Raw genomic sequence first — 17,770 nt, 5'->3', positions numbered from 1 at the left:
GCCGGTTGGTGCCAGACGGCCGACCGACCGTAGATGCTGCCCCAGCCTGCGCGCCAATCGTTTCACCTTGCGGGGTGGAGGCCGTGAAGAACGTGTGACGGCCGTGTGTCGAGGGCCACTCCCACGACTTCGTGAATGAATTCACAAACCCTCGGAGGCGGTCTCCCCCCGACGTAGCGTCGAGTGCGTGGAGCCCCTCCTCGCCCTCACGTCCCTAGTCACCGACGATCCCGCCGGGCTGCTCCCGGCGCGGCAGCAGATGGCGCTGTCGCTGGGCTGGCACATCGTGCTGGCCTGCTTCGGCGTCGCCTTCCCCACCATCATCTTCGCGATGCACTGGCGCGGCATCTACCGCGACGACCGCGACGCGCTGGTCCTGGCCAAGCGCTGGTCGAAGGTCTCCGCGGTGCTCTTCGCGATCGGCGCGGTCTCCGGCACGGTGCTGTCCTTCGAGTTCGGCCTGCTGTGGCCGGGTCTGATGAGCCGCTTCGGCGACGTGCTCGGACTGCCCTTCGCCTTCGAGGGCCTCGCCTTCTTCCTCGAGGCCATCTTCCTGGGCATCTACCTCTACGGCTGGGGACGCATCCCGCCCAAGCAGCACCTGCTGATGCTCGTGCCGATGGGCATCACCGGCGTCGTCGGCACCTTCTGCGTGCTCGCGGTCAACGGGTGGATGAACAACCCCACCGGCTTCCGCATCGAGGACGGCGAGGTCGTCGACGTCCAGCCCTGGGTGGCCTTCCTCAACGACGGCGTGTGGATGCAGTTCCTCCACATGTGGGTGGCGGCCTTCATGGTCGCGGGCTTCGCGATCAGCGCGGTCTACGCCGCCGGGATGCTCCGCGGTCGCCGCGACCGCCACCACCGGCTCGGCTTCACCGTGCCCTTCGTCTTCGCCACCGTGGCCGCGCTGCTCCAGCCGGTCATCGGCCACCTGCTCGGCTCCCGGCTCGCCTCGACGCAGCCGGCCAAGCTGGCCGCCTTCGAGCTGGCCCTGGAGACCGAGAGCCCCTCGCCGCTGCGCCTGGGCGGCCTGCTGGTCGACGGCGAGGTCCGCTACGCCCTCGACATCCCCTACCTCGGCTCGCTCATCGCGCGGAACTCCTTCACCGAGCCGGTGCAGGGCCTCGACACCATCCCCGTCGACGAGCAGCCGCCGGTCAACATCACCCACCTGGCCTTCCAGTCGATGGTCGGCATCGGCACCCTGCTGGCCCTCGCGGTCGTGGTCTTCTGGCTGGCCCGCTGGCGCGGGCACGACCTGCTCGGCAACCGCTGGTTCCTGCGCGGCGCCGTGCTCGCCGGACCCCTGGCCGTCGTCGCCCTCGAGGCCGGCTGGATCGCCACCGAGGTCGGCCGGCAGCCCTGGGTCGTCTACGGCGTCATGCGGACCACCGAGGCTGCCGGTGACAACCCCGGCCTGTGGTGGCTGCTCGGCATCTCCACCGTCGTCTACACCGCGATGACCGTCGGCGCCGTGGTCGTGCTCCGCTCGATGGCCCGGCGCTGGCGCGAGGGCGAGGAGGACCTGCCCAGCCCCTACGGCCCGGAGCGCGAGTCGCTCGAGGGGGCCGACGCGTGAGCCTCGAGCTGGCCGTCGCCGCGGCGCTGTTCACCGGTGTGATCGTCTACGCCCTCCTCGGCGGGGCCGACTTCGGGTCGGGCTTCTACGACCTCACCGCCGGCGGCAGCCGACGCGGCGCGGAGCTGCGCACCCAGGTCGACCACAGTCTCGGGCCGGTGTGGGAGGCCAACCACGTGTGGCTCATCTACGTGCTCGTGGTGTGGTGGACCGGGTTCCCGGCCTCCTTCGCCTCCACCATGAGCACGCTGATCTTCCCCATGCTCTTCGCGCTGCTGGGCATCGTGCTGCGCGGGGCCGCCTTCGCGTTCCGCAAGTACTCCGGCTCGCTGCGCCAGGCCCAGCTCTTCGGCGCGGTCTTCGCCGCCTCCTCACTGATCACGCCCTTCTTCCTCGGCGCGGCCGCCGGCGCGATCGCCTCGGGCCGGGTGCCGGCCGAGGGACGCGGCGACGTGTGGGGGTCGTGGCTGACCGCCACGTCGTTCTTCGGCGGGGCCATCGCCGTCGGAACCTGCGCCTTCCTCGCCGGGGTCTTCCTGGTCGCCGACGCCGCGCGGGCCGGCCGCACACACCTGGTCGCGCAGCTGCGCGCCCGGACCCTCGGCGTCGGCGCGGTCACCGGGCTGGTCGTCTTCGCCGCCCTGGTGCCGCTCCACGAGGACGCCCCGACCCTGTGGGCCGGCCTCAGCGGTCGCGCCCTGCCGCTGGTACTGCTCTCCGCCGCGGCCGGCGCCGCCACCCTGTGGCTGCTCTGGGTCGGACGCCACTCCGTGGCCCGGCTGACCGCCCTCGTCGCCGTGGCCGCCGTGGTGTCGGGCTGGGGGATCGGGCAGTACCCCTGGCTGCTCGTCGACGAGGTCACCCTCACCGACGCCGCCGGCGCTCCCGCCACGCTGGCCGCCCTCCTCGTCGCCGTGGGCATCGCCGGCGCCGTCGTCCTGCCCGCCCTGGCGTACCTCTTCTCGCTGACGCAGTCGGAGAAGTGGGCCGACGCGGGGCACTGAGGGCGTCGGGTGGTGTGAGGGGGGCGGCGGGCGTCCGCGGGTTTCGCCAGCCGGCTGGTGAAACCCGCACCTGTCGGCCCACGCGTCGGCCGACAGGTGCGGGTCCGGGCCGACCGGTGTGACGCGAGTGACGGGTGGAGCCGGGGGACGTCAGGCGACGGGGTCGGCCTCGACCGGCTCGACCAGGCTGAGCTCGGCCGGGGCGGGGAGCGCCACGCGGAAGGCGTTGGCGGCGGCGTCGTAGGAGACCCGTCCGCCGTGGGCCTCGACCAGCTCCCGCACCACCGACAGGCCCAAGCCCGACCCACGGCGGCCGGTGCCCTCGGCGCGGGTGTAGGGGTCGAAGAGCTGCGGCACGAAGTCGGCCGGCACCCCGGCCCCCGCGTCGGAGACGGCCAGCTCGACCGGGGCGGGACCCGGGGCGGCGGGCGGCCCGGGGAGCGGACGGGCGGCCAGGACGACCGGCTCGGCGCCGTAGGCCTGGGCGTTGCCGACCAGGTTGACCAGCACCTGCTGCAGGCGCAGCGGGTCGGCCTGCACCCGGAGCCCGGGCTCGCACTCCAGGCGCAGGTCGAGGTCGGGGAAGACCTCGGCGCAGGCCTGAAGCTCCGCGGCGAGCAGGAGCGGGGCCGGCTCCAGGGCGACCACGGCGCGGTCGGTGGTGGCCACCGCGAGCATGTCCTCGGTCATGAGCGTCAGCCGGCGGGTGAGCATGCGGCTGCGGTCGATCATGGTGGCCTGTCGCTCCTCGCCGAGGTCGCCCCCGGCCTCGGAGAGCAGCTCGAGGTAGCCCTGCAGCCCGGTCAGCGGGGTGCGCATGTCGTGGGTGACCACGGCGACCATGTGCTCGCGCAGGTTCTGGGCGTCGAGGAGCTGGCGGTTGGTGGTCTCCAGGCGCACCGAGTCGCGCAGCACCCGGCGGTGCAGCGCGGTGACCTCGCGCAGCATGGCGAGCAGCACGACGGTCGCGGCGGTGAGGGCCAGGGCGCGTGCGCCGTACCACCCCACGGTGAAGCGCGACTCGGAGAAGAGGGTGAGGGTGGCGTCGCCGGTGGTGGCGACGACGGCGACGATCGCCCACGCCTCGATGCCCTGGGCGTCGCGGCGCCCCAGGACGCCGACCAGGGCCGCGCCGAGCGAGAGCAGGCAGAGCGCCACGATCCACGGGCCGAAGCGCTCGGTGAGCACGGTGTAGTCGCCGTCGACGATGATCGTGGGGATCCGGTCGGCGCCCGCGGTCACCAGCGCCGTGGTCCCGACGGCCGCGGCCAGGACGGTGCCGTGGGTCAGCAGCAGCCGGCGGCCGCGGTGCTCGAGGCTGCCCAGGCGCGCCTCCAGCCCGGCCGGCCAGGGCGCCAGGGCCAGCCCGATCAGCACCGGCAGCCCCGTGTGCCAGGCCGCCCACAGCCACGGCGCGCTGCTGGGGGAGGAGCCGAGGAGCCCGGTGGGGGTGAAGAGCCCGCCGAAGACCAGGGCGTGGGGCACGACGATCGCGGCCGACCAGACGTACGCGGCGCTGAGCGCCAGCACGCGGGGCCCGCCGCCGGCGCGGTACTGCTCGACCAGCAGCACCGCCGTCAGCAGGTCGCAGGCCAGCACCAGGGTGAGGAAGGCCGGCAGGAAGGCGGGGTGAGGACCCAGCAGCAGGTCGGCGTTGAGGAACAGCAGCCCCACCACGGCCGGCACCACCGCCGCGACCACCAGGGGCGCACGACGGGACGCGGCGGGCAGTGCGGCGGGCAGTGCGGAGGGCGGCGCGGCGGGCGGCGAGGAAGGAGCCTCGACGGCGCTCCCCGAGGCCGTCAGGACGGTCACGCTCGCAGTCTGACGCATCGCACCCCCTCCCGCGGCGCTTCGCCGCGATCCGGGCCGAGCGCCCGACCCGGCCCGTGCAGGGCCTGGCTACCGTGGTCGGCGTGAGCCTGACGACCGCGCCCACCCGCCCCCGGCGCACCTGGCCCGCCGCCCTGGGGATCTCCCTCGGCTTCGTCGCGCTGCTGTGGGTGCTCGAGCTCGTCGACGCCCTCCCCGGGGTGCAGTGGGACGACGACGGGATCCGCCCGCGCACCGGCGACGGCCTCGTCGGGGTGCTGCTCGCCCCGCTGCTGCACGGCGGCTTCGACCACCTCGCCTCTAACTCCCTGCTGGCCGCGCTCCTGCTCTTCCTCGTGCTGCTCGGGGGCATCGGGCGCGGGCTGGCGGCCACGGCGGTCATCTGGCTGCTCGGTGGGCTCGGCACCTGGCTGGTCTCCCCGGCCGGCACGGTGCACCTCGGGGCCTCCGGTCTCGTCTTCGGCTGGCTGGTCTACCTGGTGCTGCGCGGCTTCGTGGCCCGCCGGGTCGGCCAGATGGTGCTCGGCGTCGTGCTGCTGGTCGTCTACGGCGGGCTGCTGTGGGGCGTGCTGCCCGGGCAGCCGGGCATCTCGTGGCAGGGCCACCTCTTCGGGGCGCTGGCCGGCGCGGTCGCGGCGTACGTCGTGGCCCGGCCGGGCGCGGACACCTCGCGGGGCTGAGGCCGCCGGACCGTAGGGTCGGGCGGCGTGAGCGAGACCAGCACCGGCGAGGGCCCGGGCGAGGACCTGATCGTGACCCGCGGCGACGGGGTGGTGGAGGTCGTCTTCAACCGGCCCCACCGCCGCAACGCCTTCACCCGGGCGATGTACGCCGCGCTGAAGGACCTCTGCGCCGAGCTGCGCGAGGACAGCAGCGTGCGGGTGCTGGTGCTGCGCGGCGCCGGCGGGCGGGCCTTCGCCGCGGGCAACGAGATCAGCGACTTCGTCGACGCCGACGCGGTCGCCTACGAGGACTGGATCCGCGACCTGCTCGAGCAGATCTTCGCGCTCCCGCAGGTCACCGTGGCGGCCGTCGACGGGGTCTGCGTCGGCGGGGGACTGGCCGTCGCCACCCACTGCGACCTGCGCCTGGCCACGGCCGGCTCGCGCTTCGGCTACCCCATCGCCCGCACGCTGGGCAACGCGCTGGCCGCCTCGATCGTCTACCGCTGCGCCACCGTCTTCGGCGAGCCGGTGACCCGCGAGATGCTGCTGGCCTCGCGGCTCGTCGACGCCGAGCGCGCCCACGCCGTCGGTGCGCTCATGGCCGTCTCGCCCGACGCCGAGGCCCTCGACGCCGAGCTCGCCGCCCTGCTCGACGGGCTGCGCGCCGCCTCCTCGGTCACCCTGCGCGCGACCAAGGGCCAGCTGCTCGACCGCGCCCGCCGGCTCGAGGCCTCGCCCGCCGGTGACCACGAGCTGCTGCGCGAGGTCTACACCGGGCCCGACTTCGCCGAGGGGGTCCGGGCGTTCCTGGGCAAGGAGAAGCCGGCCTTCGGGTGAGGCGGCGGGTTTCGCCAGCCGGCTGGCGAAACCCGCACCGGTCGGCCCACGCACGGGCCGACAGGTGCGGGTCCGGGCCGACAGGTCCCCCCTGCGGGCCCGGTGGAGGGCGCGCCGGCCGTGCTGGGCGGCCGGGCGCGGAATGCGCCCGGGTCGGTCGTTGTTGGCGACAACCATGCCCCTCGACGACTCGCGCCGTGTCTCCGTGCTCCTCGGGCTCCTCTTCGGCCTGGCCGGCATGGGGTCGGCCTCGGCGGCCATCGCGCTCCCGGCGATCGGCGCGGAGTTCGGCACCAGCGTGGGCGGCGCGACCTGGGTGATCAGCCTCTACGCGCTGATGCTCGCGGTCACCACCGCGGTCTACGGCCGCGTCTCCGACCTCGTCGGGGTCAAGCTGCCGCTCGTCATCGGCATCGGCCTGATGACCAGCGGCGCGCTGGTCGCGGCCTTCGCGCCCTCCTTCGGCGTGCTGCTGGCCGCCCGGCTCTTCCAAGGCGCGGGCGCGGCGGCGGTGCCGACCCTGGGCGTGGCCATCCTCAGCGCGCGGTACGACGGGGCCGTGCGCGGTCTGGCCCTGGGTCGCCTCGCCGGCGTGGCGGCGGCGGTCAGCTGTCTCGGGCCGCTCCTCGGGGGCCTCGTGGAGCACGCCTTCGGGTGGCGCGCGGTGATGGCGATCCCGATCCTGGGCGTCGCGGTGATCCCCTTCCTGTGGCGCGCCCTGGTGGGGGAGGGCACCGGCGCGAGCCTGGACGTCCTCGGCGCCGTGCTGGTCGCGGTGACCGCGGCCGGGCTGGTGCTGCTCGTGCAGTCGCCGTCGACCGGCGTGGTGGTGGCCCTGGTGGGCCTGCTGCTGCTCGTGCTCGGCGCTCCGCTGGCGACGCTGCGGGTGCGGCGGCGGCCCCACGGGTTCCTGCCGCTGGCCGTGGTGCGCAACCCCGCCGTGGTGCGCAGCGCGGTGGCCGCGGCCGCGGTGCCGGCGGCGTGGTTCGGCCAGCTCATCGCGGTGCCGGCCGTGCTGGTGGCCGAGGGCTGGGAGCCCTGGCAGGTCGGACTGCTCCTCGTGCCGAGCGCCGTGCTGGCGCTCGCCGTGCCGCGGGTGGCCGGCCCGCTCATCAGCGGCATCGGCCCGACCGCCTGCCTGGCCATCTCCGGGGCCGTCGCCTCGGTGGCGCTGCTCGTCGCGGGCGTCGGGGCGATCCTCGACGTGCCGGCCGTGCTGGGCGGGGCCGTGGTGCTGGTGACCTTCGCCTTCGGCCTCGGTCAGCCCTCGCTCAGCGCCGCGGTCGGTGACGCCGTCGACGCCGACGTGCGCGGCGTCGCCCTCGGTGTGGCCACCCTGGTCTTCATGACCGGCGGCTCGGTCGGCTCCGCCGTGGTCGGCGGGCTCGGCGACGTGATCGGCATCGGCGCCAGCCTCGCCGTGCTCGCGCTGCTGCCGCTGGCCGGCCTGCTGGTGCTCGCCCCCGCGCTGCGCGGCTCCCGGCCGGCCCGGTCGTCGCGGCGCGCGGAGCCGGCGTACGCCGAGGTGGAGTGAGGGCGGGGCCCCTCAGGCCGGCTCGACGAGAGCCTCGCTGAGCGCGCTCAGCTCGGAGCCGTCGAGTCCGTGGCCGAGCAGGTAGGCCCGCGCGCCGCCGTGGCGCTCCTCCAGCGTGGACAGGAAGGCCCACATGGTCTCGGGGGTCGACCCGAGCGCCTCCTGCGGCACCGCGGCGATCCGGTCGCCGTACGCCGGCAGCCGGGTCAGCTGCTCGCGCAGCCCCGCGATGGCCTGCGCCGTGCGGGCGTAGTCGGCCACCAGGTCGTCGGCGACCACACCGACCGCCCGCAGCAGGACGGCCACGGTCACCCCCGTGCGGTCCTTGCCCGCGGAGCAGTGCGCGAGCAGCGGACGGTTGGCCGGGTCGGCGAGCAGCCGGGCCACGGTGACGATGCGGTCGCCGGAGGCCTCGAGGTAGCGGGCGTAGTGGGCGGCGACCCAGTCGCTGCGGTGGGAGGCGGTGAAGTCCCAGGCCACGTCGGCGGCGTGGACCTCGACGTGCTCGGCGCGCCGCTCCCGCTCGCGCAGCGCGGCGCTGGTCTCCTCGGCCACCTCGCGCGGCCCGCGCAGGTCCACGCGGCAGCGCACGCCGAGGCCGTCGCTTCCGACGAGGACCTCGGCCTGGGCGGCGTCGAGGAAGGCCACCGTGCCGCTGCGGTAGAGCACGCCGTGGCGCGTGCGACCGCCGTCGTCGGTGCGCAGGCCGCCCACGTCACGCAAGTTGTGCAGGTCGGGGAGGTGGTGCAGGTCGGGGAGGTCGGCGGGCGGACCGGCGGGGGCGGCCAGGGGGTCGTGGGTCACGGAGCAAGCCTGCCTCGCCGCCGGGTGGTTCACGCGGCCGGCACCGCAGGGCAGGCACCCAGCGTGGTCGTGGCGAGCATCAGGGGACCGAGCGCGGCCCAGGCGTCGCCGTAGTACGTCGGTGCCGCCGCGGCGGCCGTGTCCGCGGCCGCCAGCGCCGCGCGCGCGGCGGCGGGGTCGCCCGACGCGGCGTCGGCCCCGGCACGGGCCACCAGCATCACCGGGCTGGTGAAGCGCGACAGCGGCTCGCCCGACAGCGCCAGCACGTCGACGTCCAGCTCGGGGCCCAGCCGGTCGGCGGCCCGTGCGGCGATGGCGCGGTCGTCCGGGTCGCACGACTCGGCGTGACGGGCCAGGACCCGCGCTGCGTCGTAGCCGAACTGCGGCCCTCCTCCGCTCGGGGAGCCGGTCGCCCGGACCGACCCGTCGGAGGACACCTCGGCCCAGTCCGGCGGCAGGCGACCACCGAACGTCAGGCCCTCCAGCGCCGCTCGCGAACCGGCGGTCAGCTCCTCCCACCGGGGGTCGTCGGAGGCCGCGTCGAGCAGACCGGTGGCGACGGGCGAGACGTAGCTGGGGTTGAAGACGTACGGCGAGCCCCGGGTGGCCCACGGTCCGGCGACCAGCACGAGGCCCGCCGGGGTGCGGACGGTCTCGTGGTCGAGCACCGCTGTGCCCAGCCTCAGCCCCGCCTCGGTGTAGTCGGCCTCGTCGAAGGTCCGGCCCGCGGTCACGAGGGCTCGTGCGGCGTCGAGGTCGGCGTCGGCGGCCGGGGACGCGTCGACCACCGCTCCGTCGGCCCACCGCCAGCTGAGCAGGCCCTCGGCGGTCATCAGCTCCTCGCGCGTCCAGTCCCACACCCGGTCGAACGTGTCGCGATCGCCGGTGGCGACCGCGAGCAGCATGGCGTAGGCCTGGCCCTCACTGACGGTGTCGCCGCCCTGGTCGGTGCGCGCGACCCGGCCGTCCGGCTCGACGTAGGTCTCCAGGAAGGCCCGGGCGTCGACGTCGGCGCGTGGTCCCTCCGGCCCCCTCTCGTTGCCGGTGGGGCGCAGGAGGAGGACGAGCGTCGTGGCGACGAGGGCGACGACGAGCGCCGTGGCGCAGCAGAGACCGAGCAGGCGCAGGGTCCGTCGCCGCCCGGTGCGCGGGGGCTCCGCTGGTGCGACCCCGCCGTCCATCAGGCGCGCTCGGTGGCGAAGACGATGAGGTTGTCCTGGTAGCCGCCCGCGTCGGCGACGTAGGCGCCGTCGCAGGTGATCAGCCGCAGCTGCGCGTCGGGGGTCTGGCCGTAGACGGCGCGGGTGGGGAAGGCGTCCTTGGGGGCGGTGGCGAGCCGGTCGACGGTGAAGCTGGTGGTGGTGCCGTCGTCGCCCAGCACCTCGACCAGGTCGCCGGGACGCAGCGCCTCGAGCCCGGTGAACACCGCGGGCCCGGTGGGGGAGTCGACGTGCCCCGCGATCACCGCGGGGCCGGTCTCGCCGGGTCTCGGGCCGGCGGCGTACCAGCCCGCCACCTGCCAGCGCGGCGGGCGCTCCAGGGTGCCGTCGGCGACCACGGCGAGGTCGTCGAGCCGCGAGACGATCCCCAGGCGCGGCACCCGCACCTCCACCGGTCGCGCCGCCGTGGCCCCCTGCACCGGGATCGTCGAGGCACCCGACGACGGCGCGGAGGATCCCGACGGGGTGGTCGGGGCGGCGGCAGCCGAGGGCACGGCCGCGGTCGGTGAGGACGCCGCCTGCGGGCCGTCCCCGGCCCGTACGGCGACCAGCGCCGCGACGCCCGCGACGACGAGCAGCGTCACCGCGGCGGCGCGGCGTGCGACGGGGCGGGTGCTCACAGGTCGGCCTCGGGGTCGGCGGTGCGGGGGGCGGGCGCCGGTCGGGGGACCGGCGGGGTCGGTCAGGCGGTGGCGCGTCCGCGGCGCAGCAGCACCAGGCCGCCCAGCGCGGCTAGGGCGGCCAGGACGCCCGCGGCGGGCGCGGTCAGGTCGGTCGGGGCGCCTGCGGTGGGGGCGAGGCCACCGGCGCCGGTGTCGACGCCGCCGGAGGGCATGGTGGCCGCGCTGCCGCTGTCCTGGAGGGCTTTGATCTCGACGCCGCCGTCGGCCCCGTCGACGACCAGGAGGGTGTAGACGCCGCCGGCCTTGACCGCGACCTTGCCGGTGGTGGGCATGTCGGAGCCGGAGGCGACGTCGACCTGCCAGGTCTGCGCCGCGACGTTGGCGTAGGGGGTGGAGCCGCCGGTGGCGACGTCCTCGGCGATGACCGGGCCGCCGACGACGGCCGCGGAGACCGGGCCGTTGTCGCCGACGCCGGAGACCAGCCTGACCTTGGCCTGCCCGGCGGGCGGCGGGGTGAGGTCGTCGTCGATGACCTCGGTGCGCAGCGACTCGCCGCGGCCGGTGGCGACGACGGTGGCCGCCGAGCCGGGGTCGACCTCGACGAGCCGGGCCACCATCGGCTTGGCCGAGAGCGGCTGGCCGGCCTCGCGGAAGGCGATGCGGTAGCGGCCGGCCGGCAGGCGCTGGAAGTCGGAGACCTCGCCGTAGGGGACGTCGGTGAGGTTGAGCCGGCTGCCGTCGTCGAGGGGCAGCACCCGCACGTCGGCGTCGCCGGTGCCGGGGCTGAGGTGGCCCAGGCGGAGCCAGCCGGTGGTGGCGGGGGCCTGGGCGGCGGGGCCGTTGCCCGCCGTCGAGGGTGCGGCGGTGGCGCTCGGCGCCAGCGTGGTGGCCGCGACCGCGCCGAGGGCCAGCGTGGCCAGGACGGTCCGCGCCGGTGCGGTGCGGGAGGTGCGGGCGGTGCGGGGACGGCGGTGCGGGCTCACGGGTGCTCCTCGAGCGTTGGCTGACGGTCGTGCGGCGTCGAGACGTCGAGGAGTCGGTGCAGCTGGTCCCCCCGGCCCGGCCTGGCGGAGACCGCGCGCACCCGGGTGAGGGGTCGCGGGGTGGTCGCCAGGCACCACGGTACGTGACATACCCCGTACTCGCGCTCTTCATGCCTGCCGGGACGGCCGAGGGCCCGCCCCGTCGTGAGACGGAGGCGGGCCCTCGGGGGTGGAGCGGGGGTGTGCGGGTGCTACTTGCTGGCCTTGCGGGCGCGGCTGGCGATCTTCGCGCGCTCGCCGGCGTCGAGGATCACCTTGCGGATGCGGACCATCTCGGGGGTCACCTCGACGCACTCGTCGTCGCGGCAGAACTCCAGGCTCTGCTCCAGTGACAGCTTCTTGGCCGGGATCAGCTTCTCGAAGTTGTCGGAGGTGGCGGAGCGGATGTTGGTCTGCTGCTTCTCCTTGGTGATGTTGACGTCCATGTCGTCGGCGCGGGAGTTCTCGCCGACGATCATGCCCTCGTAGACCTCGGTGGTCGGCTCGAGGAACATCACGCCGCGCTCCTGCAGCGAGGTCATGGCGTAGGCCGTCGCGGCGCCCTTGCGGTCGGCGACGAGCGAGCCGTTGTTGCGCGAGCGGATCTCGCCGGCCCACGGCTCGTAGCCCTCGGAGATGTGGTGGGCGATGCCGGTGCCGCGGGTGTCGGTGAGGAACTCGGTGCGGAAGCCGATCAGGCCGCGGGCCGGCACGAGGAACTCCATGCGGACCCAGCCGGTGCCGTGGTTGGTCATCTGCTCCATGCGGCCCTTGCGGGAGGCGAGCAGCTCGGTGATCGTGCCGAGGTACTCCTCCGGGGCGTCGATGGTCAGGCGCTCGACGGGCTCGTGGACCTTGCCGTCGACCTCCTTGGTGACCACCTGCGGCTTGCCGACGGTGAGCTCGAAGCCCTCGCGGCGCATCTGCTCGACCAGGATGGCCAGCGCCAGCTCGCCGCGGCCCTGCACCTCCCACGCGTCGGGGCGCTCGGTGGGCAGGACGCGCAGCGACACGTTGCCGATGAGCTCGGAGTCGAGGCGGTCCTTGACCAGGCGGGCGGTGACCTTGGCGCCCTTGACCCGCCCGACCAGCGGCGAGGTGTTGGTGCCGATGGTCATCGAGATGGCCGGCTCGTCGACGTGAATGAGCGGCAGCGCGACCGGGTTCTCGGGGTCGGCGAGGGTCTCGCCGATGGTGATGTCGGGGATGCCCGCGATGGCGACGATGTCGCCCGGCCCCGCGGACTCGCCCGGCTTGCGCTCGAGGCCCTCGGTGACCAGCAGCTCGGTGATGCGGACGTTCTTGGTCTCGCCGTCGCGCTTCATCCAGGCGACGGTCTGGCCCTTCTTCAGGGTGCCCTCGTGCACGCGCACCAGGGCCAGGCGGCCCAGGAACGGCGAGGAGTCGAGGTTGGTGACGTGGGCCTGGAGCGGCGCGCCCTCGGTGTAGGTCGGGGCGGGGATGGTCTCGAGGATCGTCTTGAAGAGCGGCTCGAGGTCGGGGGAGTCGGGCAGCTCGCCGTTGGCGGGCTGGTCGAGACCGGCGACGCCGGCGCGGCCCGAGGCGTAGACGACCGGGAAGTCGAGCGCGTCCTGGCTGTGGCTGTCGTCGAGGAGGTCCATGAAGAGCTCGTAGGTCTCGTCGACGACCTCGGCGATGCGGGCGTCGCCGCGGTCGGTCTTGTTGACGACCAGGATCACCGGCATGTCGGCGTTGAGCGCCTTGCGCAGCACGAAGCGGGTCTGCGGCAGCGGGCCCTCCGAGGCGTCGACCAGCAGCACGATGCCGTCGACCATGGACAGGCCGCGCTCGACCTCGCCGCCGAAGTCGGCGTGGCCCGGGGTGTCGATGATGTTGATCGTCATCGGCTTGCCGTCGGCCGCGGGGCCGGCGTAGTGGACCGCGGTGTTCTTCGCGAGGATCGTGATGCCCTTCTCGCGCTCCAGGTCACCGGAGTCCATGACGCGCTCGGCGACGCTCTCGGCCTGGTGGGCGGTGAAGGCGCCGGCCTGGCGCAGCATGGCGTCGACGAGGGTCGTCTTGCCGTGGTCGACGTGCGCGACGATGGCGACGTTGCGCAGGTCGTTGCGGGTGGTGTTTCCAGACATTCGGTGCGTCGTCACTTCCGGTGGGAGTCGAGGGGCCCCGATGGAGCCTCCTCGATTCTAGGGCCGCGAGGGGTCCCCGCCCCCATCGGCGGCGGGGGCTGTGAGGTGCGCGACGACGTCGGCGGGCTCCAGCCGGGCGTACGCCGCCGTCGCGGCGGCCATCGCCCCGTCGGCGGCGAAGCGGCCCTCGTGGCGCCCCGCGGCGTCGCTCCACGACCAGCCCCAGACCCCGCCGCCGCGGGCCACCTCGACCCGGGTGTCGCGCGTCGGCGCAGGCGGCGGGGCCGGCTCCAGGCCCTGCTGCTCGCGCCACGTCGTGCCCAGCAGGGCCGCGAGCGTCGCGGCCAGGGCACGTCGCGCGGTCGGCCCCCCGGCCCCGGCCCGGGTGTCCGAGCCGGTGCCCGCCCGGCTGCTCGGCCGGGTGGCGACCGCGGCGACCGGGCGCTCGAGGCCGTCGGCGTCGAGGCGGGAGACCGCACCGCCCTGGCGGTCGCAGCGCACGACGTACGACGACCCGGCGGCGTCCTCGACCCGCGCGTGGCCCGGGCCGTGGGCGAGCACCGTCGCCCCGACGGCGGCCAGGGCCCCGACGACGTCGTCGTCGAGCAGCCGGGCGGTGCCGCCGCCCGCACCGAGCGCCCGCTCCTCGGCCTCCCAGCGACGCCGCCACCCGTCGCCGGCGAGGTCGGCGAGGGCGGCACGGTCGGGCAGTCGGCCCAGGGCGAGCTCCTCCAGCAGCAGCGACGCGTCGACGCCGGGCCACGGCTCGAGGCGGACCCGCGGCGGGTCGAGCTCGGCCACGGTGCGCTCGGGGTCGCGGAGCACCCGCGTGCCCGTGGTCGCGCTGTGCATCCCCAGCCAGTCGCCGCCGTGGCGCAGCAGCAGGACCACGTCGGCGCCGCCCGCGGCGACCGGCGGCACGACCGCGGGCACGAGCTGGGGGAGCAGCGCCGCCAGCGTCGTCGCCGCCGGCACCTCCACGGTGTGCTCAGCAGCGGGCTCGCCCACTGCGGCGCCGTCCACCGGGTCGCCGACCACCGTCACCCGCACCGGGGCGCCCTCGCGACCCGCTGCGCCGCGACGTCCCCCGGTCCTGGGCCCGGTCCCGCCCGCCCTGCTCCTCGCTGCCACCGCCCCATCGTCGCCCACGACACCCACGATCCCCACCACACCCGTGACGCTCCCGGTCGCGTGATCGCCCCGCCTAGGCTGGCGCCATGCCGAACATCGCCACCACCGACCGGGTCGACCGCGAGCAGCTGCTCGACTTCGTGCGCACCCGCCACCACCTGACGCTGATGACGACCAAGTCCGACGGCCGGCCGCAGATCTCGCCGGTCACCGGGGGCGTCGACGCCGAGGGCCGCATCGTCATCTCGACCTACCCCTCGCGCGCCAAGGCCACCAACCTGCGCCGCAACCCCGCCGCGACGGTGCTGGTCCACTCCGACGACTGGGACGGGCCGTGGGTGCAGGTCGACGGCACCGCCGAGGTGCTCGACATGCCCAGCCAGGAGGCCGAGGACGGCCTGGTGGAGTACTTCCGCTGCATCGCCGGCGAGCACTCCGACTGGGAGGAGTACAGGGAGGCGATGCGCCGTCAGGGCAAGTCGCTGCTGCGCATCACCGTGACGGGCTGGGGACCGGTCGCCACGGGCGGCTTCCCGCCCGACCGCGTGCCCTCCTGACCCGCTCCGCGGAGCCGGCGCGGGCCCGCGCTCATGACGCCGGCGCGGGCTCGGGCCCGAAGTCCTGCTGCTCGCACTCCGCGACGCCACGGCACCAGCGCAGCGCGCGGTAGCGCCGCTCCAGCTCCTCACGCACCGCGGCGTACGCCGGGTCGCGCACCTGGCCGTCGGGCCCGACGAGGTTGCTCTCCTGGAAGGGGTCGAGCTCGCGGTCGTAGAGCTCCTCCGCGCCGTCCCACCACCGCACCCACGTGAAGCGGGGCGTGCGGACCCCGCGGAAGGACCAGCCGAAGGCCCGCAGCTCGCGGCGCCCGGAGGTGCCGGCCTGGATGAGGCTGGTGGCGCCCAGTGAGCCGCCCCGCAGCGCGGGCAGCAGCGACTCGCCGTCGGTGTGCCCGGCGGAGCGCACGTCGCCGAGCACCCCGGCCAGGTCGAGGAAGGTGGGGGCCAGGTCGATGACGGTGGCCGTCTCCGTGCTCGTCGTGCCGCCCGGCACGCCCGGACCGCGCAGCACGAAGGGGACCTGGAGGTCCTCCTCGTAGGGGTAGTTCTTGCCGTAGATGCGGTGCTGGCCGGTGAGGAAGCCGTTGTCGGAGACGTAGACGACCACGGTGTCGTCGAGCTCCCCGGCGCGGTCGAGGGCCTCGATGACGGCCGCGTTGGCCTCGTCGACGGCCTGCAGGCTGCGCAGCCGGTCGCGGTACCACTCGGTGCGCACCGGCACGCCGTCGCGGCCGCGGCGCACGGCGGGGGGCTTGTCGGAGGTGTCGGGCTCGTCGAAGGACGGGTCGTCGGCGCTGGGCAGCCCGACGTCGGAGAAGAGGCCGCGGTGGCGCTCGGCCGGCACGGGCGGGCCCCACGTGCCGTCGCTCTCGGTGGCGTCGTGGGGGCCCACGTGGGAGGCCCAGACGAAGAACGGCCGGTCGCCGGCCGACCAGCGCTCGACCAGGTCGACGGCCTGGTCGCGCACCACGTCGGCGACGTAGCCGTCGTAGGTGCGCGGGCGCCCGTCGTCGTAGAAGCGCGTGCCGTAGTAGCGGTAGGTGTCGGCGATCGTCGGGCTCCAGTAGTCCCAGCCGCGCATCCGGCGCGAGCCCGTGGTGTAGGAGTTCAGCGTCTTGCCGACGAACCCGGTGCGGTAGCCGGCGTCGTGCAGCCAGGCCGCGAGGTTCTGCTCGGTGTTGTGGCGGGCGAAGGCCTGGTAGCCGCCGTAGGCCCCGCGGTTGTGGCGCACGCCGTTGTTCTGGGCGTACTCCCCGGTGAGGATCTCCGCGCGCGCCGGGCAGCACAGCGGGTGGGGGCTGATCGCGTCGGTGAACTCCGTGCCCGCCTCGGCGAGCAGGCTCCGCGTCAGCGGCATGTGCTCCAGCTCGGTGTCGGTCTGGTCGTCGGAGCTGAGCAGGACGATGTTGGGGCGGGTGCCCCGGGCGTCGGCGACGTCGGTGACCGCGGTGCCCGTGGCCGGGTCGCCGTCGGCGCGCTCCGGGGCCGCACGGCACGACACCAGCCCGCCCACCACGAGCAGCCCGGCGAGCGCCCCGGCGAGCGGTCGGGCGAGCGCCTGGCGGCGGCTCGGGGCACCGGGAGGTGTGCTCATGTCGGACTCCGTGGGGGCGGGGGCGGGCAGGTGCGGGACGAAGGGACCAGCTGGCCGGCAAGTAAACCCGGACCCACCCCCGCTGCGGGAATCCTCCTGCCCGCGCTGGGCGACGGGTGCCTGCCGACGTGGGCCGGGTGACGTAGGCCTTGTCACTGTCGGTGGCCTGGGCTTCGCTGGGGCCATGACTCTCGGGACCTCCTCCGCCCCCCGGCCGCTCGCCGCTCGTCGCTGCGGCTTCGTGCCGCCCTACCTGCTGCGCCGGCTCGGCTGGGAGCAGACGTTGTCGCTCGATGCCGGCTTCCGCGCGGCGCGCCCGGGCCCGGCGTCGGCGCCGCCGCCGCTCGCCGCGCGCGCCACCGCGGCCTGGACCGTGCATGACGCCGGGGCCACGACCACGCTTCCGGGCCGTCCCGTGCGGCGCGCGGGCGAGGGCGCGACCGGCGACCCCGCGGTCGACGAGGCGGCCACGGGCATCGCGGCCTCGCTGGCGCTCTTCGCCGACGTCTACGACCGCGACTCCTACGACGACGCCGGCGCGCCGGTGAGCCTCACCGTCCACTACGGCCGCGACTACGCCAACGCCTTCTGGGACGGCACGCAGCTGGTCTTCGGCGACGGCGACGGCGAGGTCTTCGGTCGCTTCACCGCCGCGGTCGACGTGCTCGCCCACGAGCTGGCCCACGCGGTCACCGAGCGCAGCGCGGGGCTGGTCTACCAGGGCCAATCGGGCGCCCTCAACGAGTCGGTCTCCGACGTCTTCGCCGCCTGCCTCGCGCAGCGCCTGCTCGGTCAGTCGCCGCAGGAGGCCGACTGGCTGATCGGGGCCGACATCTTCCTGCCCGGGGTGGCCGCGCGCGGCCTGCGCGACATGCGCGCGCCCGGCACGGCCTACGACGACCCGCGCCTGGGCACCGACCCCCAACCCGGCCACCTCGACGACTACGTCGAGACCAGCGAGGACAACGGCGGGGTCCACCTCAACTCCGGCATCCCCAACCGCGCCTTCCAGCTCGCCGCGGTCGCGGTCGGCGGGTCGAGCGCCGAGGGCGCCGGCGCGATCTGGTACGCCGCGCTCACCGGCGGCCGGGTCGGTCCGCGCACCGACTTCGCCGGCTTCGCGGCCGCGACGGTCGCGGCGGCCGGGGTGCACGCCGACGCCGTCGGCGCGGCGTGGGAGGAGGTCGGGGTGACGCCGCGGGCCGGTGGCAGCCGCGCGGGGGAGGACGGCGCGGTCGGTCGCGGCGCCGACC

General features: G+C 75.4%; 15 protein-coding genes. 7 read left to right on the top strand and 8 right to left on the bottom strand.

All coding sequences use genetic code 11. The annotated features are described in order from the left end of the window. The first annotated feature begins 187 nt into the window (after positions 1-187). Positions 188-1,582: a cytochrome ubiquinol oxidase subunit I gene (locus tag LPA27_RS12695; protein ID WP_056863454.1), complete on the top strand. Its 1,395-nt coding sequence runs from the start codon at positions 188-190 to the stop codon at positions 1,580-1,582. Further along, positions 1,579-2,586, top strand: a complete 1,008-nt coding sequence (locus LPA27_RS12690; RefSeq protein ID WP_228942670.1) for a cytochrome d ubiquinol oxidase subunit II — start codon at positions 1,579-1,581, stop codon at positions 2,584-2,586. The genes LPA27_RS12695 and LPA27_RS12690 overlap by 4 nt, the downstream gene beginning before the upstream one ends. Positions 2,587-2,736: 150 nt before the next feature. Here the strand turns inward: LPA27_RS12690 and LPA27_RS12685 are convergent, their stop codons facing one another. Beyond that, positions 2,737-4,401, bottom strand: a complete 1,665-nt coding sequence (locus LPA27_RS12685; RefSeq protein ID WP_228942669.1) for a sensor histidine kinase — start codon at positions 4,399-4,401, stop codon at positions 2,737-2,739. 101 nt (positions 4,402-4,502) lie between these two features. Here LPA27_RS12685 and LPA27_RS12680 point away from each other — a divergent pair, with 101 nt between their 5' ends. The 3 genes from LPA27_RS12680 (at position 4,503) to LPA27_RS12670 (ending at position 7,455) form a co-directional block, all read left to right on the top strand. Next, entirely contained in the window at positions 4,503-5,099 is a 597-nt protein-coding gene (locus tag LPA27_RS12680) for a rhomboid family intramembrane serine protease (protein WP_228942668.1), read from the top strand. 27 nt (positions 5,100-5,126) lie between these two features. Next, a complete protein-coding gene (locus LPA27_RS12675; RefSeq protein ID WP_228942667.1) occupies positions 5,127-5,921 on the top strand; it encodes an enoyl-CoA hydratase-related protein in 795 nt (264 codons plus the stop codon). A 175-nt stretch (positions 5,922-6,096) separates the two neighbouring features. Further along, complete coding sequence (locus LPA27_RS12670) at positions 6,097-7,455, top strand: MFS transporter (RefSeq protein ID WP_228942666.1); 1,359 nt, start codon at positions 6,097-6,099, stop codon at positions 7,453-7,455. Positions 7,456-7,467: 12 nt separating this feature from the next. On the opposite strand, the gene LPA27_RS12665 is transcribed toward LPA27_RS12670, so the two are convergent. The 6 genes from LPA27_RS12665 to LPA27_RS12640 all read right to left on the bottom strand — a co-directional run bounded on the left by LPA27_RS12665 (position 7,468) and on the right by LPA27_RS12640 (position 14,282). After that, entirely contained in the window at positions 7,468-8,259 is a 792-nt protein-coding gene (locus LPA27_RS12665) for a tyrosine-protein phosphatase (protein WP_228942665.1), read from the bottom strand. 29 nt (positions 8,260-8,288) lie between these two features. Next, positions 8,289-9,440 (bottom strand): glycosyl hydrolase family 8, encoded by a 1,152-nt coding sequence (locus tag LPA27_RS12660; RefSeq protein WP_228942664.1) that lies wholly within the window; start codon positions 9,438-9,440, stop codon positions 8,289-8,291. Further along, on the bottom strand, positions 9,440-10,099 hold the full coding sequence (locus LPA27_RS12655) for a class F sortase (RefSeq protein ID WP_228942663.1): 660 nt from the start codon (positions 10,097-10,099) through the stop codon (positions 9,440-9,442). The genes LPA27_RS12660 and LPA27_RS12655 overlap by 1 nt, the downstream gene beginning before the upstream one ends. Positions 10,100-10,161: 62 nt before the next feature. Continuing rightward, complete coding sequence (locus LPA27_RS12650; RefSeq protein ID WP_228942662.1) at positions 10,162-11,085, bottom strand: DUF4397 domain-containing protein; 924 nt, start codon at positions 11,083-11,085, stop codon at positions 10,162-10,164. Positions 11,086-11,336: 251 nt separating this feature from the next. Continuing rightward, positions 11,337-13,232, bottom strand: a complete 1,896-nt coding sequence (typA, locus tag LPA27_RS12645; RefSeq protein ID WP_056863463.1) for a translational GTPase TypA — start codon at positions 13,230-13,232, stop codon at positions 11,337-11,339. A gap of 57 nt (positions 13,233-13,289) precedes the next feature. Beyond that, positions 13,290-14,282 carry a hypothetical protein gene (locus LPA27_RS12640; RefSeq protein WP_228942661.1) on the bottom strand — a complete coding sequence of 331 codons (993 nt, stop codon included), beginning with the start codon at positions 14,280-14,282 and terminating at the stop codon, positions 13,290-13,292. 167 nt (positions 14,283-14,449) lie between these two features. Between LPA27_RS12640 and LPA27_RS12635 the strand changes: the two genes are divergently transcribed. Then, complete coding sequence (locus LPA27_RS12635) at positions 14,450-14,920, top strand: PPOX class F420-dependent oxidoreductase (protein WP_056863465.1); 471 nt, start codon at positions 14,450-14,452, stop codon at positions 14,918-14,920. Positions 14,921-14,951: 31 nt separating this feature from the next. Here LPA27_RS12635 and LPA27_RS12630 read toward each other — a convergent pair whose 3' ends face one another. After that, positions 14,952-16,517: a sulfatase gene (locus LPA27_RS12630; protein WP_228942660.1), complete on the bottom strand. Its 1,566-nt coding sequence runs from the start codon at positions 16,515-16,517 to the stop codon at positions 14,952-14,954. A 184-nt stretch (positions 16,518-16,701) separates the two neighbouring features. On the opposite strand from LPA27_RS12630, the gene LPA27_RS12625 reads away from it, so the two are divergent. Then, the coding region (locus LPA27_RS12625) for a M4 family metallopeptidase (RefSeq protein WP_228942659.1) at positions 16,702-17,770 on the top strand (1,069 nt) is incomplete at its 3' end.

Source organism: Nocardioides sp. Leaf374 (assembly GCF_916862475.1).
GTDB lineage: Bacteria > Actinomycetota > Actinomycetes > Propionibacteriales > Nocardioidaceae > Nocardioides > Nocardioides kribbensis.
This window is presented reverse-complemented; position numbering and strand designations above follow the sequence as displayed.